Below are 20,509 nucleotides of genomic sequence, written 5' to 3' on the forward strand. Positions count from 1 at the left end.
CCGAGGACGAGCTCGCGATGACGATGCTCTCTCCCGAGGCCGATCCGGAGGCGCTCGCGCCGCGCGACGAGCTCTCGATCGGGGTGCCCCCGCTGCTCACCGGAAAGCCGCTCGTCGTGATCTTCGGCGCGGGCCTCGCGGTCACGCTCGGGCTCGCGCCACTCTTCGGCGCGGGGGCGCTCTTCGCGCTCGTGGTCGCGTTCGTGGTGGCCTTCGCGGTGACGTCCGTCCCCGCGAAGCTCGTGCTCGGGTACGACGGGCTCGCCGTGGTCTGGCTCGGACGCCGCCTGTTCGTGCCCTACGACGCCCTCGAGGGCGAGGTGCGCACGGTCGAAGGCGCGGAGCTCCGCGTACGAGGAGGGCGCACCCTCGAGCTCCGAACCCAGCGCCCCGAGGAGATCCTCGGGCGGGTGGCGTGGCGAAAGAACGCGACGCTGTCGGTGGTCGCGCTCGGCGCCGAGGCCGATCTCGCGCACGACGCGAGCCTGCTCGGCCCTTCGGGGGACGCACACGACTGGACACGCCGCCTCGAGTCCCTCGCCCGCGCCGACTACCGCGCCGCGAGCCTCCCCCGGGATCGCCTGCTGGCCATCGTCGCGTGCCCGAGGCTCGGACCCGAGCTTCGCGCGGCGGCGGCGGTCGTGCTCGGCCCCCCACGCGACGACCACGAGGCGCACGTGCTCTCGAGGGCCCTCGCGTCGACGGCCTCGAAGCTCTTCGAGCGGGCGCTCTGGTACGCCACGAGCGAGGTGCCCGCGGAGAGGGAGCCCGCGCTGCTCCGTGTGCTCGCCGCGGCGCGACGCGAGGCGCGCGACCAAGCGCGGACGTAACCCCTCTTAACGCTTGGGTTTTCCGGCTCCCCGCGCGCCCTTGGGCGCCCCGATCTCGCGCGCGTTGGCGTACGCGACCTGAGCCTCACGAACGCTCGCGACCAGCACCGGGCGGCCCCCCGACATCGCGGGCTTCACGCTCACGAACCCCTCGCGCGCGGCGAACCCGGCGAGGTCTCCCTTGTGCTCGTCCATCCACGCGGAGAAACGCGCCCACATCGCGCGCGCCTCCTCGTCGGGGAGCTTCACACCATCGACCACGACCTCGAGCGCACCGGAGGACACAGGTCGAGCCTACCACACGACCGCACACGTGCGCATCGCAGAGCTCGAGCGTCGCCGCGACCGAAGCGTTCCTCCACGTGCCACGGTCACCATCGGCGGACCCGACCGACGGCCGATTCGGGCGCGCCGAAGACTCGGGGCGGGCCCGTGTTCCGCGCTATGGTGCGCGGATGGCACGTGGTCGCCCCGTGGGCGCGCTCTTGGCTCTCGTCCTCTTCTCGGCCTCCGCACCGGCGACCGCCGACGTGCCCAACGGAGCTGCGCTCTTGCGCGTGCTCGGCTCGCGCGCCGAGAGCGTGCTCGCGCCGAGCAAGGGTCACGTGTCCGCGCTCGTCGAGCTCCCTCGAGGGCAGACGCCGGCCTCCCTCGGGCTCCGTGAGGCCGCGCCGGGCTTCGCGTGGGTCGACGGGAGCACCAAGGCGCTCGCGTTCGCCAAGGCACACCCGAACATTCCGCTCGAGGTGGGCTCGCCTCTCCACCTCCTGAACGAGCGCGTCGGCCAGGTCGTTCGGTCGCGCATCGCGAACGCCTCGGGGGCCGACGGCGCGGGCACCCTCGTCGGTGTCGCCGACACGGGAGCCGACGTCACCCACCCGGATTTTCTCGACGAAAATGGCAAGGTTCGGGTCGCTTGGGTGCTCGATCTCTCGCGCCCGCCGCGTGGAACGCACCCGGACCTCGAGGCCGCGTTCGGCGTCAAAGACGACTCGGGCGTCCTCGTCTCGGGGGCCGTCTACTCGAAGGCCGATCTTCAGGCGCTCGTCGATCAGGGAAAGACCTCGGAGCTTCCCACCGACGAGGTCGGTCATGGCTCGCACGTGAGCGGCTCGGCCGTGGGCGGCGGTGGCGGCGGGCCCCACGCCGGGGTCGCCCCTCGCGCCGAGCTCGTCGTGGCGCGCATCACGCGCCCGGGCACCGACTCGATCGACAACGACGACCTCGTGCGCGCGGTGGGGTTCATGTTCGCCGTGGCCGACCGCATGAAGCGGCCCATGTCCGTGAACCTCTCGCTCGGCAGCGATTTCGGGCCTCATGACGGCTCGATGATGTGGGAGCGCGCGATCGCGTCGTTCGTCGGGCCGAGCCACCCGGGCCGGGCGATCGTCGCCGCGGCGGGCAACAGCGGCTCGGTGGCCGAGCAGGCGATCCACCAGAGCGTGCACGTCCCTCGGGGCGCGACGGTGCGCGTGCCCATCCGGTCGAAGACCGTGACGAGCGGCGCGGTCCAAGTGTGGGCGACGTTCCGCGGCGCGACCCGCATCGGCCTCGGGGTCGACTCTCCGCTCGGCGAGTGGGTTCCACCCGTCGCCGAAGGCGCGGAGGACGGCGAGCGCGGCGAGAGCGTCACCGTCGGCGTCGTGAACGGCTCGCTCGAGCCGCGGCGCCTCGTGCCCGAGGGCCACCGCGGCGCGGTCGCGGTGTGGTCGGGCGCGTTCCGCGAGGGCACGTACGCGATCACCCTCGAGAACCAAGGGGACAGCCCGGGCGACGTCGACCTCTACCTCCAAGCGCTCGGCGGCGCCGCGGGAATCACGCCCGTCGCGTTCACCAACGGCGTCCGCGAGGGCACGATCAACTTGCCGGCCGCGCATCCGTCGATCATCGGCGTCGGGTGCTCGGTCAATCGGGTGCGATGGCGGAGCGCGGCGGGCTCGGACGTCGCCCTCACGGTCCCCGAGACCGACGCCCTCGGGCTCGTCGGCACGGGAGTCGCCCGGGATCTCGTGGACGGCGAGGTGTGTTGGTTCTCGAGCGCCGGCCCCAACGTCGACGGCGTCCAGAAGCCCGAGATCGCCGCGCCCGGGGGCATCGTCGCGTCGACCGCGTCTCGCCAGGCCCCCCCGAGCTCGCTCCGCAGCATCTTCACGTCCGCGGCGTGCCCGAAGCGCGCCAAGGCCGACCCGAGCTGCCTCCTCGTCGATCGCGATCACGGCATCAGCGCAGGCACGAGCATGGCGTCCCCCATCGTCGCGGGCGTCGTCGCGCTGCTCTTCCAGCGCGACCCGACGTTGACCCAAGACAAGGTGGCCGCACTCCTTCAAGCGGGCGCGCATCCTTTCCGGGGGCCGGCCCCCTTCGACGACCAGAACGGGCCCGGCGAGGTCGACGTGCTCGGCTCGCTCGATGCCCTCGAAAGGCTAAGAGATCCGAAGCTTTACCTGCCGAACGCGGCCCAGAGTTGGATCGCGCTGAGCTCGTCGTACGTGCCGGCCGACGGCTCGCGTGCGGTAACCGCGCTGCTCGAGCTCCGCACCGAGGACGGAGAGCACCGCGCCGATCTCTTCGACGTCGCGCGGCTCGTCCCCACGGTCCGCATCGGCGGCGTCGAGAGGCAGGTCGGGCCCGTCACGCGCAAGGCGCCGGGGCTCTACACCTACACGTTCCGCGTCGGCGACGAGGGCCTCGGCCTCGAGCGCGCTACGTTCGGGGCGACGTTCGACGGGGTCCCCATCGTCGCCCCGCGCACCATTCCGGTCGCGACCGATCCGTGGAACGCAGGCTACTCGAGCCGCGTCGGAGGGGGCTGCGCGGAGCTCCCCCTCGCGCGTGACACGACCTGGGCCGGCTTCGCGGTGAGCGCGCTCGGCCTCGTGGTCGTGGCCGCGATCCGCCGGCGCTCCCGAGGCTAGTCTTGGCCCGCCTCACTCGGGGGCGATGGTGAGCGCGTACCCGTGAGGCTCGTGGACCACGTCGTCGGGATCGAAATGGAACGACGGATCCCCGAGCGCGACCACCGCCACGACCAGGCGATCGGTGCCCGCGAGGTCCGCGATGGTCATCTGCGCCTCGTGGGCCATCGGAGGCGCCGCGACGCGGGCGCGGCCGAGCTCGTTCGACGCCGCGTCGAGGCGGACGAACGCGACGCGCATGCGGGCATGCTCCTCCCATGACGCCTCGATGCGGAGCCGCGCGCCTTCGCGTAGGCCGGCCGTGCGCACGACCACGTACGAGACCCCCGTAGGCTCGACGGGGTAGGCCGGAGCGAGCCTCCGCGGGGCCGACGGGTACGGCACGTCCCAATCGACACGCGCACGAGGCACGCCGGACAGCGCCGCGGCCGCGCCCCCCTCGCCTGCTCCGAAGCGCGCGCGAGAGAGCGAGAAGTCGACCAGCAGATCGTCGAGCGTCGAGCCGTCGAAGAGCTTGTCGCGGAAGCTCTTGCCGAGCACGTCGAACGCGTCGGGCTCGTTGACGAAGCGGATCGCGCCCGGGGGTGTCTTGGCGGCGCGCAGCGCGAAGAGGCCACGGAGCAGGCTCCCGGGCTCGCGGGCGAACCCGCGCTCGAGCCAGCGGTAGAAGAGCGCCGTGCCGATGGCTTGCGTCGCCTCGCGGGACTCGTCGAACGGAGGGTCGCGGAGCGCCTCGAAGCGGTGACCGACCTCGAAGGCCGTGCGCGAGACCAGGGCTCGCTCGGGGTGCTCTTGGAAGCTCGTGTAGGCCGCGCTCGCGCGGATCGGCGCGCAAGGCTCGACGAGCTCGGCGACCGCTTGGGCCTCGGCTTGCGCGGAGCCTTCGTCCGTTCCCGGCGCGGTCCGGAGGAGCACGCCGCGGGTCACGGCGCGCGCCACCGCCACGTCGAGCGCGCACCCGGGGCGGAGCCTCCGCGACAGCACCACGTAGCCCGACGCCCGGTCGAGCGGCGATCGGGGATCGAGGTCACCCAAGACGACCTCGGCCTCGACCTCGTTCGTGTCCGTGAGCACCAGATCGAACGTGCCCTCGTCGAGGCTGCCATCGGGGGGCGCCATACGCAGCGGGCCACGGAGGACCGCGAGGGCGCGCTCGGCGGATCGGAGGGTGGCGAGGACCAGGGGCTCATCTCCCACATGGCCCCACACGCACACCGGCTCCGCGAACGAGCAGGCGTGGGTCGCGCGCGGCGGCCTCCTCGGGCCAAACCGGACGATTCGGCCCGTCGGCGCGTCCTCCGGGACCTTGGCCGAGAGGCCCGCGTCGTCCGCGGCCCGCGCTTCCCGCGTGAAACCGGCGCTCGCCAAGGCAAGACCGACGAGGGCGGCGCGCGCGCACGAGGCGCGCTTCGGGGGGAGGTCCATCACGCGCATTTGACACGAAGTTTTCGGCCCCTCTATAACGAAAGCCGGCCTTTTTTGCGGACCTCGCCCGAGTCGATTGCGTCGACCCGGTCTTCGGCCCCGGCCCCCGAAACGAGCCCTATGGTCTCCACCTTCGACCCCTCCCGCGCCGTCCGCCTCGACTTTCCGCGCGGAGCCGCGCTCGCCTCGAACGACGAGCGCCTCGTGTTGGTCCCGGCTGCCGCGCTCATCGAGCTCACCCTCGAGGCCCCCTCCGAGCTGCGTGTGACGCTCGGGAAGGCGGTCGGCGCGTCCCTCGGCGCGCGCGTCGCCAAGCGCCTCGGCGGGAGCGACGGCACCACCAAGGCCACGCTCGAAGCGTTCCTGAACGACCTCGCCGCCGAGGTGGCAGCGGCCGGCCTCGGGACCCTCGGGCTCGAGCGTTGGGGCAAGGCGCTCGTCGCCACGGTGGGCAACGCCGCGGTCGACGACGACGCGTTCCTCGCGGGAATGGTCGGCGCCGCCCTCGCGACGGCGACGGGCAAAGACACCCACGCCGTGCACATCGGCTCGGCCGACGGGAAGGCCCGGCTCCTCATCGCGAGCCGCGGCACGGCCGAGCGTGTTCGTGGGTACGTCGCGGCCGGAGAGAGCTTTGGCTCCATCCTCGAGAAGCTCCACGGGGGTGCGGCATGAGCCAGCTCGATCCGCGTGTCCCGAAGCTCGAAGCGCTGCTTCAGAAGGTGATGGCCCGCGCCGCCGAGCCCCGCGCTCGGCTCACCCCGGCGGTGTCCGCGCCTCCCGTCGTCGCACAGCCCGCGCCCCCCGCCCCCATGGCCGCCGAGCCCGCGAAGGTCGAGGCGCGATCCCCCGCCCAGACCCTCGTCGGTCCGCCGAGCCGCCGAAGCCACGGCGCCCTGCCCGCCGTGAGCGCGCCTTCGAAGACCCCGTCGTCGATCCCGGCGCCCGCGCCGGCCGACGCCGAGCCCGTCACCCCGGTGCCCGAGGCCGCCGCCGTGTCGAGCGGCATGGGTGGCCTCTCGTCGGTGCGCATCGACGCCGATCCCTCGGTCGACGCGCTGCTCGCGCACCCCGAGGACCACGACGATCCGACCATTCAGGCGAGCGTCCCGATCCGGGCGCCCGCGCCGGTGGTGGCGGCTCCCCCGCGTGCGCCGAGCGCCCCGCCCGTCGCAGCGGCCCCCCCCGCCCCGCGCTCGGCCCCGCGCGCCATCGAAGCCGCTCCCGAGCCCGAAGAGGACCGCCACCTCACGCCGCCCCCCGAGTCGGGCAAACAGCGGGCCTCGGTCGCTCCGCTCAGCGCGCGCAAGGCCGACATTCCGAGCCTCGCGCCCGATGGGGACGGCGACGAGGGCGACGGCGCGACCCTCGTCGGGGTCGGTCGTGGCGCGGCGGCGGTCGCGGCCAAAGTCACGGGCTCGGTCGTGCCCGAGGCCGGAGCCCAAAAGGCGCCGACCGGTCCGTCCGTCTACACGCCCAGTCTACCGACCGCGACGGTGAGCGCGGCCATCGAGGGGTCGACCACCTCCGCGGCTCCCCAGACGCTCGGCGGCGTGCTCGACGATACCCTCGGCCTCTGAGGCCAACGTTCACAAACGCCTGTTATCGTTGGATTTTTTGCCTCGCCCCGGCGAGACGCGGGGCACGGGGGCGAAGAGGACAGGTGCTCTCCTAAAAAATCGACGGGGTCGGGGGGAAGCCCTCCCGGCCCCCGGCGTATGCCCTCGTCGGAAGGGGCGTACCCATGGCGAGCGTGTCGAAGGTTCCCGTGTGGCTCGAGGTTCGCGGCGGCGCGATCTATCTGGACGGCTCGGGCACCTGCGCCGACGTCATCCCCCGTGATGCGGCCGAGCTCGTCGAGCTCCTCGGCGCAAGGTACGTCGCGTCGGTGGACCCGGGCTCGCCGACCGGCCTCGGCGACGCGCCGCTCGTCGGTACGCGTCCGCTCTTCGTCGCGAAGGATCGTCGAGGCGCGCAGACCATGCTCCGCGCGCCCGAGGTCCTGGGCCTCATGGAGCCCGCGTCGGCGCTCGCCACGGGAGAGCATGCGCTCCCCGACCTCGACGACGACGTGACCGCGCCGTTCGCCTACGACGCGGTGCCCGAGGACGACCGTCCGACGGTCAAGAACCTCGACGCGGTCCGATGACCCTCGTGCCCGGTCTCAGGAGCAGACGCCGAGGGCGATGAAGACGCCGACGAGGTACACGAGCGACACGAGGAAGAGGCCTCGCGCCCAGCGCCGGTCGGACGTCTTCCCGAGGCCGGCGACGCCCGCCGCGAAGAACATGAACCCGAGCAGCGAGACCGCGACGACATAGCCGAGGCCGTGCACGAGGCCGAGCGGCACCACGAGGAGCGAGCAGGCCACGACGGGCACGAGCCAACGCGCGATGGCGTGTTTGACGGCCACGTCGCCCGTCACGTTTGGCATGACCACGAGCCCGGCGCGCGCGTACTCTCCCTTGCGAAAGAGCGCGATCGCGAGCGAGTGCGGCACTTGCCAGGTGAAGAGGAGCCCGAAGAGCACGAGCCCGGCGGCGTCGATGCGGCCCGTGACCGCCGTCCACCCGAGGAGCGGCGGGATCGCCCCGGGGATGGCGCCCACGAGGAGGGCGTGGTGCGAGCGCTGCTTGAGCGGCGTGTACGCGAGCACGTAGCTCAGGTTCGCGAGCACCGCGAGAAGGGCCGTGAGCGGGTTCACGCCGATGGCCAAGATCGGCACCGAGAGCGAGGACGTGACGACGCCGAACCAGAGGGCGGCCCGGGGCGCGAGACGGCCCTTCGGGAGCGGACGGTTCTTCGTGCGCTCCATTTTGCGGTCGAAGTCGCGCTCGATGTACATGTTGAGCGCGTTCGCGCCCGCCACGACGAGGGACGTCCCGAGGAGGGTGGCCAAGACGAGCGCCCAGCCGACCGAGCTCGAGCCCGTAGTCGTGAGGTTCGTGCGGTGCGCGAGCCAGAGGCCGCCCGCCGTGGTCACGACCACCATGAACGTGATGCGCGGCTTCGCGAGCGCGACGTAGTCGGCGAGCCGGAACGAGGGAGCGAGAGACGGGGTCTCGTCGACCTTCTCGGACGGGGCGGCGGGCGGGGCGGGGGCGCTCATGGCTCGGGGAGGGGCGCGGGGCGCTCCAAGCGGGGCGTATAGGTACATGCCGGGCGTGCGTCAAGGAAAACGGGGTTCGACCCGGCGGGCCGCGGAGCGCGCGAAACCGTTCCGCATTTCCCCGTCTCCGCGCGGGAACGGATAACCTGTAGCCCCCTCGCACGCAGGCCTGCACGGAACACCATGGCGACCGATTTTCTCGCGCAGCTGAGCTCCCCCCTCGTCGACGAGGAGGCCCTCCTCGACCAAATGCTCCTCGCCCTCTCGCGGGGCGAGCTCCCTCCCGAGTCGTGGCGCGCGCTGAACGAGGCTGCCCTCCGGGACGATCGGGTCTCGGAGCTGGCGTTCGCGTTCGAGATCGTCATGCAGGGCAAGCGGCTGAAGAGCGTCGCGAACGCCGTCGCGGCCGAGTTTTTGTCCCACGCAGCCGACTTCTTCCACGAGAGCCTCGGGGACGAGCTCGGCGCGATCGGGTACCTCGAACGTGCCCTCGCCACCGCCCCCGCGTTCGCCCCCGCGTTCGACCGCCTCGACTTTCTCCTCACGAAGGCCGGCGACGCCAAGAAGCTCGCCGACCTGTGCCTCGCGCAGGTCCACTATCGCGTCGAAGTGTCCGATAAAATTGATCTTTTAAGGCGAGCCGCGACCCTGTACGAGCCGCTGGGAGGCCAAGAGGACCGCGGCATCGAGGCCCTTCAGCAGATCCTGAAGCTCTCCCCGAACGACTCGGACGCGCGCCACGCCCTCGAGGGCCGCTACGTCCGAGGCAACCGTCACCGGGACGTGACGAAGCTCCTCGAGGCGGCGCTCTCGGCGGCCACTCCCCCGCCCCCGGACGAGGTCGACGCGATTCGCCTCCGCCTCATCGACCTCTACACGAACCACCTGCAGGAGCCCGAGCGCGCGCTCCCCCACGCGGAGGCGGTGCTCGAGCTCCACCCCGCCCACGACGACGCGAAGCGGGTGGCGGCGAAGCTCCTCGTGAACAAGACCCACGCGGCGAGGGCTGCGTCGGCGCTCTCGCGCGCGGCGTTCGCGACGGGCGATCTCGCGGAGATGGAGAAATTCCTGGGCATCGAGCTCGAGCACACGCGAGGCGCGAAGCGCTTCGGCGTCCTGAAGCGCCTCGGTGTGCTCCGGCAAGACGCGCTCGCGCAGCCGGCCCTCGCCTTCGAGGCCTTCGACGCCGCCCTCGCGATCGACCCGACCGACGACGACCTCCGAGCGCGCTACGTCGAGCTCGCGGTCGCGCTCGAGAACCCGCTCGACGCCGCGAGGAGCCTCACGCGCGTGTCGAGCGCCGCGAAAGAGCCGGGGATTCGCTCGCGGATCGCGGCCGAGTCGGGGGCGCTCCTAAGGGTCGGCGGAGACATGCGCCGCGCGCGCGCCACCTTCGTGAGCGTGCTCGCCATGCCCCAAGCCGACGACGCCGCGATCGTGCGGGCGGCGAGGGAGCTCGTCGACATCTTCGGGGCCGAGGGAGACACGAAGGCCCTCATCGAGGTCCTCGACAAGCTCGGCGAGCTCGATCCCGATCCCGATCTCCGCGCGGCCGCCAACGAGAAGCTCGCCGAGATCGCGCTCTCCCGAGGCGACGACGCCCGAGCGATCGTCGCCTACACGCGCCTCGTCGACTCCAAGGCCCGCGCGAAGGCGCTCACGGAGCTCGAGCTCCTGCACGAGCGGGCCGGCAACCACGTGGAGCTCGCGGGCATCTTGCTCGAGCGAGAGAAGGAGACCTCGTCACGCTCCGAAGCGAGGCAGCTCGCCTTCCGAGCCGCCGAGATCCTCACGACCCGCACGGACGACGCGGCCCGCGCGGCCGCCGCGTGGAAGGGCATCGCCGACCGCTACGGAGCGACGCGAAACGTGCATCTTGCATGGATTCCGCTCCTCGAGACCCTCCGCGACTACGCCGGCCTCGCGGAGGTGCTCGCCGCCGACGCCGACATCGCCCCCGAGGCGGAGCGCGCGGCGATCCTGGCGCGGCTCGGGCACGTGTACCTCACGAAGCTGTCGGACGAGCCCCAGGCGTTCGACACGTTCTCGCGCGTGCTCGAGTTCGATCCCCAAGAGCCTCAGACGCGGGGGACGCTGGAGAAGCTCCTCTCGAGCAAGCCGCACCGCGCGAGGGCCGCCGAGGTGCTCGAGCCCGTGTACCGCAACGAGCGCAACACGGCGGGTATCTTGCGGGTCCTCGAGGTCCGGGTGGAGGACGCGGAGGGCACCGAGGCGCGGCTCGGGCTCCTGCTCGAGGCGTCGCGGGTGGCCGAAGAGGTGTCTCCCGATCGCGCGCTCGAGACGTCGAGCCGAGGCCTCTTCGAGGCGGCCCACGAGAGGCGCGACGTGTCTCCGTGGCTCGAGCGCGTGGAGCGGCTCTCGACCGGGCTCGACGCAAAGAGGCGGGCCTCTCTCTTCGCGCGCGCACTCGGAGATCTCGAGATCGCCGACGCGGGCATGCTGGCCCTCGCGCGCCGAGCCGGCGACGCGCTGGCCCTCGCCGGGGACGTCGCGAACGCCCTCTCGGTGTACAAACGAGCGCTCGCGTACGACCCGTCGGCCGAAGATCTCATGTCGCGCGTGGACGAGCTCTTGAAGGAGCAGGGGAACGCCGAGGAGCGCGTCGCGCTCTACCGCGCGGCGCTGGAACAGGGCACGCAGGATCGAGAGCGCCGGAGGCAGCTCCTCCACGGCATCGGCTCGATCGAGCGCTACGAGCTCCACAACCCGCAGGCCGCCATTTTGGCCTACCGCGCCGCCCTCCGGGACGACGTGCAGGACCGCGAGGCCTTCGCCGCGCTCGTGTCCCTCTACGGAGAGACGGCGCAGTGGGCCGAGCTATGCGACGTGCTCGACGGGAGCCTCGAGGTCGTGAGCCCCGAAGAGTCGAGGCGCCTCCGCGCGCAGCTCGCCGAGGTCGCCTCCGCCCACGGAGAGCCGGACCGCGCCCGCGGGCACGTCGAGATCCTGCTGGCCGACGCGGCCCTCTCGGGGGCCGAGCTCGACACGGTCGAGCGGGTCGCCACGGCGCTCGGGGACGTGACCCTCGCCGAGGCCGTGCTCGAACGTCGCCTCCGAGAGACCCCCGACGTCCGCGAGCACGTGCGCCTGCTGGAGCGGCTCGGGACGCTCGCGCTCGAGAGGAAGAGCGCGCCCGACGAAGCACGCGAACGCCTCCGCGCGGCCGCCGATCTCGCGAAAGCGCTCGGCGAGCACGACGACGCCGCGCGCCTCTACGACGCCGTCCTGGCGCTCTTCCCGAACGACGCAGGGGCAGCCGCCGAGCTCGCCGAAATCGCCGAAGAGTCGAGCAATTTCGAAAGGTTACCCGCGCTCATCGACGTCCTCCTCGCGGCCGAGCCCGATCCGCGCGCTCGGGTCGCCCTCATGCTCAAGAAGGGGCGCGTGCTCTCCCAGAACCTGGGGGATCACACGAAGGCCCTCGACGCGGTCGCCGAGGCCTTCACCCTCGCGCCCGAGGATCGCACGGTGCTCGCCGTCTTCGGGGAGCTCGCGGGCCGCACGGGGCAGATCGACCGATTCTGCGAGGCCCTCGACGAGAAGCTCACCGAGAGCCTCGACGGCCGAGACGGCGGCTACCGGCTCGACCTCGTGCTCGCGAAGGCGCGCCTCCTCGGACGGGACCCCGAGCGCTACGAAGAGGCGGCGCTCGCCTACCGCAGCGTCCTAAGGTCCGCCGGGACGGACGACACCCGCGCGACCGTGGCCGCGAGCGAGCTCGAGGAGCTCGTGCTCTCGTCCGTCGCGCCGACCACGGTCGCCGACGGGAGCGGAGACGGCGGCGACACACGGCACACCGACCTCCGGTGGCTCTGGACCTTCCGCGTCGAGCGCGCCACGGCAGAAGAGCGCATCCCGCTGCTCGTCAAATGGGCCGAGGCCGAGGAGAAGATCCTCACCGACCCGGGGCGTGCGCTCCTCCTCTACCGCCGCGTCCTCGAGCTCGATCCGGAGGACCTCCACGCCCTCGAGGGTGCGGCCCGCCTCGCCCTCGCCGTGGGTGACGTCGAAGCTGCGGTCGACGCGCTCTCGGCACGTCGTGACCGCTCGAACGGCGACGCGAGGAACCAGCTCGATCTGGAGATCGGAGAGCTCCTCCTCTCGCGCACCACGCGGCTCTCCGAGGCGCTCACGTCGGTCGCCGCCGTGCTCGAGAGCAGCCCCGGGGACGCCCGCGCCCTCGCGCTCGGGGCTCGTCTCCTGCGCTCGCCAGCGGTCCGAGCCCGGGCGATCGACGCGTTCGAGAAGGCCCTCGAGGCCGCGGAGGACTCCGACGCCAAGATCGCCATCTTGAACGAGCTCATCACGAGCGCCGACGACGTCGGCGAGGAGCACTCGTCCCTCTTCCGATGGTACGGCGACATCGCGCAGCTCCACGACGAGCGAGGCCAGAAGGGCGACGCGCTCGCGGCCGTGCTGCGCGCCGCTTCACGGCTACCGACGAGCCACACCCTCTGGGATCGCGCCGAAGCGCTGTCGCGTGAGCTCGAGACCCCGGGACCGGTCGCGGAGCTCTACGAGTCGACGCTCGACGGGTCCCTCTCGCGCGAGGACGCCGTCGAGCTCGGGAAGCGAGCCGTGTCGTTCTTCGAAGAGTGGTACGACGACTCGAACCGGAGCGCGCGCGTGCTCGAGCGCATCCTCGAGACCGACCCGAACGAGCCCTGGGCCTTCGATCGCCTGAAGCTCCTCTTCGACGCGGAAGAGCGCTGGACCGATCTCTTCGGTCTCTTCGACAGGGCCATCATCGCGGCCCCGACCGACAAGAAGGTCGAGCTCTTGGACGAGGCCGCGCAGATCGCGAAGGACTTCGCGAGCGACGCGATCAAGGCCATCGAGTACCTCGAACAGCTCCGGCAGCTCCGGCCGGGCACCCACCGCATCGAGGCCGCGCTCGAGCGACTCTACGAGCGCACCGGGCGCTTCCGCGAGCTCGTCGCGCTCTACGCCGGCCAAATCCCCGGGCAGCCCCCGCGCGACGCCCAAGATACACGCGCGCGCATCGCCAAGATCCTCATCGACGAGCTCAAGGACGCCCCGGCCGCGATCGCCACGGTCGAGGAGCTCATCGCACAAGAGCCTACAGTAGGCCCACGGAGGGACGTGGAGTCGCTGCTCGAGCGAGTCCTCGACGCGACGGCCCACGCGCCCGAGACCCGCGAAGAGGGCAAGTCGACGCGACCGCAGAGCGGAAAGCGTGCGCAGACGAGGCAACGCGCCGCGGCCATCCTGAAGGAGAGGTACACGAACGGGGGGCGCGAGGCCGACCTCGTGCGGGTGCTCGAGGTGGAGCTCGAGGCCGTGAAGAGCGCGAAGGATCGCGCGCGACGCCACGAGCAGATCGCCGTCCTCCACGAGACGCTGGGCGGCACGGGCGACGCGCTCGAGCACGTGGTGCAGCTCGTGCTCCTCGAGCCCCACGTGAAAGAGCACCGAGATCGCCTCGAAGAGCTGGCGGGGAAGGTCTCGGCATACCCACGCCTCGCCGACGTGCTGGTGGCTGCGGCGGACAAGGCCGACGACGACGCGCTCCGCGCCGAGCTGTGCCTCCACGCGGGCAAGGTCGCCGCGGGGCCCCTTCACGACGACGAGCGTGCGATCGAGCTCTTCTCGCGCGTGCTGCTCGGGCCGAACGCCCAAGACGAGGTGGTGCTCGCGGCGTGCCGCTGCACGGAGCCGCTCCTCGAGAAGGCGAGGCGCGCCCCCGAGCACCTCGACGTGCTCGAGCGCCAGGCGAGCCTCGAACAAGATCCCGAGGTCCGCTTCGCCGTGCTCGCGAAGGCCGCGAGGCTAGCGACCGAGCTGTTCGAGCTCGATCGGGCCATTTGGGCGTGGGAGTCGTGCCGCGACATCGACCCGACCGACGCCGAGGCGGTCGACGGGCTCGTCGGGCTCTTCGAGCGTACCAAGCGAGGCAAGGAGCTCGTCGGTGTGCTGCGCGCGCGCGCCAAGCTCGAGGGGCGACCGAGAGAGGCACGGCGCGCCGATCGGGTCCGCATCGCCGATATCCTGGGCGAGACGCTCGGCGAGGTCGAAGAGGCCATCGCCGCTTGGGACGAGGAGGAGCGGGAGTTCGGAGAGTCGGACGAGAACGTCCGCGCGCGCCTCTCGCTCTACCGTGCGTCGCGCCAATGGGAGAAGCTCGCGTCGCTGCTCGAGCGTGCGGCGGAGCGCCCCGGCTCGAACGAGGTCTCGGCGGCGTACCTCTGCGAGCTCGGCGACGTGGCCCGCGAGTACCTCGAGACCGGCCCGACGGCCATCCAGTCGTACGAGGCCGCGCTCGCGCGAGACCCGCGCAACGAAGGGTCTCGAGCAGGGCTTCGTGCGCTCCTCCGGAGGCCGGAGCTCCGCGCCGAGGCCGTGCGCGTGCTGCTCGCGGCGCACGTCACGACCGACGAGTGGCGAGCCATCCTCGAGCTGACCGAGCACCGCATCGCCACCGCCAAGGACGGCACGGCGCGCATCGCGATCTTCCACGAGGCGGCGTCGATCTCGGAGAAGCGCGGGGACGACCGCGAGGCGGCGTTCTCCCTCGTTCGGCGCGCGTTCCTCCTCGACCCGGGCCGCGCGGACTCGGAGGCCGAGCTCTTCCGATTGGCCGAGCTCACGAAGAGCTGGCGCTCGGTCGCCGACGCGCAGCGCGAGGCGATCGACGCCAAAGAGAGCATCGACGCCGACCCACCGTGGCTCTCCGGCCTTCGTTTCCGCATGGGCGAAGTCCTCGAGGGGCGCCTCGACGACCCGCGCGCGGCCCTCTCGGCGTTCTCGCGCGTCGCGGCCGACGACCCTAGCGATCTCCAGGCAGCCCGCGCCACGATCCGGACGGGCGGCAAGACCATGCGCTGGGACGCGGCCTCGCGCGCGTTCGTCGACGCATGCCGAGCACGCGGCGAGGTCGTCTCGGTGCTCGAGTCTACCTTCGAGGAGGCCGCGAGCTCGAGCGGAGCGTGGGACGCGGCGACGTTCGCGCTGGCCGCGTGCCTCGCCGATCGACACGAGGAGGGGCGCATCGCGCGGGATCTCGAGACCCTCGTGGCGAGGTGGCACCTCGAACGCCGCGGCGACGCCGAGTCGGCCGAAACGGCCTATTTGCGCGCGCTCTCGCACGACCGCGACGACGCTGCCTTGCTGCTCGAGCTGACGCAGCTCCAGCGGCGCGAGAAGGGTAGGCCGCTCGTCGAGAGCCTCCTGCGCCTCTCCGACGCCACGGGCGGAGATCTCGACCTGCTCCGCGAGGCGGCCGACGTCGCGAAGAACAACGTCGCCGATCGCGCGCTCGCCAAGAGCATCCTGAACAAGCTCCTCAAGCTCTCGACCGATCGGTGGATCGGGGAAGAGGCGGACACCTCGGTCTCTTCGGGCATGCCCGCCGAGCCCGCCGGCTACGTGCGACGTGCGATCGCGGACCTCGCCGACATCCACCGCGCCGAGGGCGAGCTCGACCGGGTCGCCGAGATGATGCTCGACGCGGCGACGCTCCCGTTCCCACGCGCAGAGCAACGCGGCCTCCGGCACAATGCAGCAGCCATCTACTCGGAAGAACTGAAGAATTCGGCGAAGGCCGTGGCCCTCTACGACGCGCTCTTCACCGAGGACCCGCACGACGAGGCCGCGGTGCGCGCGCTCGTCGCCATCTTCGAGCGCGAGGGACGCACCCACGACCGCCTCTCCCTCGCGAAGCGCCGCGTCGCCGCGGCGGGAGGCACCACCGCGCGCCTCGCGCTCCGGATCGAGACGGCGCGCATCGAGACCGAGCTCGGCGAGGCCGCGAAGGCGACGGAGACGTTGCTCGAGAACCTCTCGGAGTCGCCGCGACACGCCGAGACGATCGCGGCCCTCGTCGCCTCCCTCGAGTCCCAGAAGAAGTACCGCGAGCTCGAGGCGCTCTACGCGAAGCAAGCCGAGGCCGCGGAAGCCGACGTCGACGTGCTCGACGCCGCCGACCTCTTCGAACGGGCAGCGACGGTCGCGAGGGAGCGCCTCTCTCGGCCGGATCTGGCGATGAGCCACCTCAGGCGGGTCGTCGCCCTCGAGCCCCGTGCGAGCGCGCTCGACGTGCTCGCGCGCCTCTCCGGCGACGCCGCGGAGCACGCCGAAGCTGGCGAGTACCTGGAGCGACTTCGCCACGTGGTGCCCGAACGCGAGCGCACCGACGTCGTCCTTCGAATGGTCGCAGCCCTCGAGAAGGCCGGCCGCGCCGACGTCGCCGTGGAGCGGCTGGAAGAGGAGGTCTCGGCGCGACCCGAGTCCGAGCCGCTCCGCGTGAGGCTCATCGGGCTCCACCGCGATCGGGAGGACCACGCGAGCCTCGCCCGGACGCTCACCGTGGGCGCGCAGTACGCCCCGGACAAGGCGACACGGCTCGCACGGCTCCGAGAGGCTTCGGCGCTCTACGCGACCGAGGTGCGAGAGCCGGCGCGCGCCATCCCGCTCCTCGAGATGGCGTGCGATCTCGCGCCCGACGAGCGCGCCATCCGCCTCTCGCTCGCGGATGCGCTGGGTCTCAGCGGCCGGATCGACGAGGCCCGGACCATGCTTCGAACGATCATCGACGACTTCGCAGGGCGCCGGCCCAAGGAGCGCGCCCCGGTCCACTACCACCTGGCGCGGCTCGACCTCGTCGTCGGAGATCGGCCGCGGGCGCTCGTCGAGCTCGACGCCGCCACCCGAATCGATCCCGCCAACCCCGAGATCTTGAAGACCTTGGCCGAGCTCTCCCGAGACGATGGCCAGCTCGATCGCGCCGAGCGCTCGTACCGCGCGTTGCTCACCGTGCTCCGCCGTCAGGACGACCCCCTCGCCTCGGGTGTGACACGCGCGGAGGTGCTGCTCGAGCTCGCCGGCGTCGCGGAGCGCCAGGAGCAACACGAGCGGGCCACGGAGCTTTTCGAGTCGGCCCTCGAGGTCGCCGCCGAGAGCGACGCCGAGAGCCGACGCCTCGAACGCGCGCTCCGCGACCGAGGGAGCTTCTCGGGGCTCGCCCGGGCCCTCTCCCAGCGCCTCCAGCGCAGCAAGGGCGCCGAGGAGCGCGACTTCGACGCGACGGTGGAGCTCGCGAGGACGCTCGACGAGCACCTCGCCACACCGGAAGCCGCGCTCGACGCGTGGCTCGACGCCCTTCGGCTCCGCCCGGGCTCGACGATGGCGCACGAGGCCTGCCTGTCGCTCGCAGAACGGCTCGGCCTCGTCTCTCGGTACGTCGAGGAGCTCCGCGCGCTCTGCCGCACCACGGAGAAGCCCGCCAAGCTCGCGAGCGAGCTGCATCAGCGGCTCGGGGCGACCTTGCTCCGTTTCGGGGGCGACGTCCGGGCCGCGGTCGCGGCGTACGAGAGGGCCATCGAGATCGAGCCGACGTCGAACGAGACCCTCGAGGCCCTCGACGTGATCTACGAGCGCCTCGGCGACGACGCCGGTCAAGCACGAACCCTCGCGGCGCGCATCTCGCTCGGGAAAGAGTCGAGCGACGCGCTCTATCGCCTCGCGCAGCTTCGGTACAAATCGAAGGTCACGGTGGACGACGCGTGCGACGCCCTCGAGGAGGCCCTCGAGCGGGAGCCGATCCTCGACCGGGCCGAGTCGATCCTCCGTCAGGCTGCCGAGGCCCACCCCACCGAGGAGCGGGTGCTCGCCCTCTACGAGCGTATCGGCCGGCAGGGCTACCCACGCGCGCTCGTCGACGCCCTCACGCGTCGCTGGGCCACGGCGCCCACCGAGGTCTACATCGCGCGCGAAGCGATCGACACGGCGCGGAGCCTACCCGACGCCGACCTCGCCGAGTTCTGGCTGCGGCGCCTGCTCGAGCGCGACATCGGGGCCGAGGATCGCTCGTGGGCGCTGCTCGAGCTCTCGTCGATTCGTGAAGAGAAACGGGACTTTAGCGAGGCCGTGCTCCTCAAGAAGGAGGCCGCGGAGGCGAGCTCCGGCGACGAGGCGCGCGCCCTCTACCTCGAGGTCGCACGGCTGGCGACGGGGGAGCTCGGAGACCTCCCGCTCGCCGCGCAGACCTACGAAGAGCTTCGCTACCAAGACCCGGCCGAGCGCACGTTCTGGGGGCCCTTGCTCGACGTCTACGAGCGCATGGGCGAATACGAGAAGATGTCGCAGCTCCTCGGACAGATCGTCGAGTTCGTCGACGACCGCGCCGAGCGCTCGCGCCTCCGACTCCGTCGCGTCGAGATCGGGCTCGAGAAGCTCGGCGTCGGTGACGAGGCGGCCACTCAGCTCAAGGAGATCCTCGACGACGACCCGAGCCAAGCCAACGCGGCCATTTTGCTCGGCAGCATCCTCGAGCGGAACGGCCGCGAAGACGAGCTCGTCGAGCTTCTGTCGAGCCAGCTCGAGGCGGCGCGCGACCGCGAGGACGAGGGAGCGATCGTCTCGCTCTCGAAGCGCCTCGGCGCGCTCCTCGAGGCTCGCTCGCCCGAAGGAGCCAAAGACGTCTACCGCCGCATGCTCGATTTCAAGCCGGACGACCGTGACGTACTCGAGGCGCTCGCGCGGCTCTGCGCGGCCAGCGGCGACACCCGGGAGCAGGCCGAGGCGCTCGAGAGGGTGCTCCATAGCGCGACCGATCGCGAGGCCGAGCGACTCGCCCTCGAGGTCGGAGGGCTCTTCAAGGAGCTCGAGGACTCGGAGCGAGCGCGTGCGGCCTTCGAGCGTGGCTTCGCCGCCTATCCGCAGAGCCACAAGCTGCGAACCGAGCTCGAGACGAGCTACCGCGAGACCCACGCGTGGGAGAAGCTCGCGAACATGTACGAGATCGAGGCCGGCGCGCAGACGAGCGCCGAGCGAAAGGTCGCCGTGCTTAGGCTCGCGGCGGCCGTCTACCGTGACGAGCTCCGGAGGCCGGACGCAGGCGCACGGGTCATGCGGGACGCGCTCACGTCGGCCCCGGACGACCTCGTGGTCGTGCGTGAGCTCACCGAGCTGCTCGTCGCCTCCGGTGACATGGCGAGCGCCGCCGACGAGCTCGGCCGCGCGCTCGGCACCCTGCCTCGAGACAACCCCGAGCGGGGCAGCCTCTTCTCCGAGCGTGCCGCCATGCTCGCGGCGCTCGGGCGCGACGAGGAGGCGCTCTCGGACTGGGAAGAGGCCCTCCTCGCGGGTGACGTCATGGTCGTCGAGCCGCTCTCTCAGCATCTCGTCCGTATCGCGACGAAGGCCGCGGGCGCCGGCGACACCAAGACGTGGCGGAAGCACCGAAAGCGCCTCGCCGAGCTGAGACACGAGGCGGGTCAGTCCGAAGAGGCTCGCGCGATCCTCACGGAGCTCATCAAGTCCGACGGCCGTGACCGCGACGCGATGCGCACGCTCGCCCGCATGGAAGAGCAGCTCGAACGATGGGACGCCGCGAGCGCGACCTACCGCAGGCTCGTCGCGCTCGAAGAGGGAGACGCGATCGTCGACGTGGCGCTCCGCCTCGCCAACGCGTGCGAGCGCGCCGGGAGGCTAGCCGACGCGCGCGGTGGCCTCGAGCGGGCGCGAGTCGCCGAGCCGCAGAACGAGGCCCTCCGTGGCGTCCTCGAGCGGATCTACCAAGAGACGTTCGCGCTACGAGAGCTCGCCGAGCTCTACCTCGAGGATGCGCGCGCCGCGATGGACGTCGCTGGGCGTTTCTCGGCGCTCATTCGCGCAGGCTCGCTCCTCGTTCAGCACGCCCAAGACCCCGACCTCGCGATAGGTCCGCTCGAAGAGGCGAAGACCCTGCGCCCGAACGACCTCGACTGCGTGGCGCTCCTCGCCGACGCCTACACGGCCGGGGGAAGGTACCAAGAAGCGAGCGACGTGCTCGTCGCGGCCGTCTCGGCGCATAAGGGCCGGCGGAGCCGCGAGCTCTCGACCCTCTACCATCGCCTCGCCCGCGTGGCTCAGGCCACGGACAACCGCACCGCCGAGCTCCAACACCTCACGACCGCGCTCGACATCGACGCCCAGAACGGCCACGTCGCGTCGGAGCTCTCGTACTTGTCCATGGAGCTCGGCGAGTGGGACATCGCGAACCGCGCGCTCCGCGCGATCACGATGCTAAAGACCCAGGCTCCCCTCCCCCGCTCGCTCGCCTACCAGCACCTGGGAGAGATCGCGCAGGCCCAGGGAGACGTACGGCGGGCCGTGGGCTACCTCAAACGTGCGCTCGACGAGGACCCGAACCTCGAGAGCGCGCGAGCCCTGCTCGATCAACTTTCTTAATCATTTCGAACAGATGGGCC

Annotated in this window: 9 protein-coding genes; 6 read left to right on the forward strand and 3 right to left on the reverse strand. The window is 71.8% G+C overall.

What is annotated here, in order from left to right:
• Nucleotides 1-17 precede the first annotated feature (17 nt).
• Complete coding sequence (locus IPK71_34390; protein MBK8218847.1) at nucleotides 18-830, forward strand: hypothetical protein; 813 nt, start codon at nucleotides 18-20, stop codon at nucleotides 828-830.
• 6 nt (nucleotides 831-836) lie between these two features.
• On the opposite strand, the gene IPK71_34395 is transcribed toward IPK71_34390, so the two are convergent.
• Nucleotides 837-1,115, reverse strand: coding sequence for a hypothetical protein (locus IPK71_34395; protein MBK8218848.1), 279 nt, complete (start codon nucleotides 1,113-1,115; stop codon nucleotides 837-839).
• Between the two features lie 170 nt (nucleotides 1,116-1,285).
• Here IPK71_34395 and IPK71_34400 point away from each other — a divergent pair, with 170 nt between their 5' ends.
• Nucleotides 1,286-3,745 (forward strand): S8 family serine peptidase, encoded by a 2,460-nt coding sequence (locus tag IPK71_34400; GenBank protein MBK8218849.1) that lies wholly within the window; start codon nucleotides 1,286-1,288, stop codon nucleotides 3,743-3,745.
• Between the two features lie 12 nt (nucleotides 3,746-3,757).
• Here IPK71_34400 and IPK71_34405 read toward each other — a convergent pair whose 3' ends face one another.
• The gene (locus IPK71_34405; GenBank protein ID MBK8218850.1) at nucleotides 3,758-5,179 is read right to left on the reverse strand and encodes a hypothetical protein; all 1,422 of its coding nucleotides are present in this window, start codon (nucleotides 5,177-5,179) and stop codon (nucleotides 3,758-3,760) included.
• Between the two features lie 111 nt (nucleotides 5,180-5,290).
• On the opposite strand from IPK71_34405, the gene IPK71_34410 reads away from it, so the two are divergent.
• The 3 genes from IPK71_34410 to IPK71_34420 all read left to right on the forward strand — a co-directional run bounded on the left by IPK71_34410 (nucleotide 5,291) and on the right by IPK71_34420 (nucleotide 7,319).
• A complete protein-coding gene (locus tag IPK71_34410) occupies nucleotides 5,291-5,845 on the forward strand; it encodes a hypothetical protein (protein MBK8218851.1) in 555 nt (184 codons plus the stop codon).
• Nucleotides 5,842-6,750, forward strand: coding sequence for a hypothetical protein (locus IPK71_34415; GenBank protein MBK8218852.1), 909 nt, complete (start codon nucleotides 5,842-5,844; stop codon nucleotides 6,748-6,750). The genes IPK71_34410 and IPK71_34415 overlap by 4 nt, the downstream gene beginning before the upstream one ends.
• 173 nt (nucleotides 6,751-6,923) lie before the next feature.
• Entirely contained in the window at nucleotides 6,924-7,319 is a 396-nt protein-coding gene (locus IPK71_34420; protein MBK8218853.1) for a hypothetical protein, read from the forward strand.
• 15 nt (nucleotides 7,320-7,334) lie between these two features.
• Here the strand turns inward: IPK71_34420 and cyoE are convergent, their stop codons facing one another.
• Nucleotides 7,335-8,279, reverse strand: coding sequence for a protoheme IX farnesyltransferase (cyoE, locus tag IPK71_34425; GenBank protein ID MBK8218854.1), 945 nt, complete (start codon nucleotides 8,277-8,279; stop codon nucleotides 7,335-7,337).
• Between the two features lie 183 nt (nucleotides 8,280-8,462).
• On the opposite strand from cyoE, the gene IPK71_34430 reads away from it, so the two are divergent.
• Complete coding sequence (locus IPK71_34430; GenBank protein MBK8218855.1) at nucleotides 8,463-20,489, forward strand: tetratricopeptide repeat protein; 12,027 nt, start codon at nucleotides 8,463-8,465, stop codon at nucleotides 20,487-20,489.
• The last annotated feature ends 20 nt before the right edge of the window (nucleotides 20,490-20,509 follow it).

Source organism: Myxococcales bacterium (assembly GCA_016712525.1).
Lineage (GTDB): Bacteria > Myxococcota_A > Polyangia > Polyangiales > Polyangiaceae > JAAFHV01.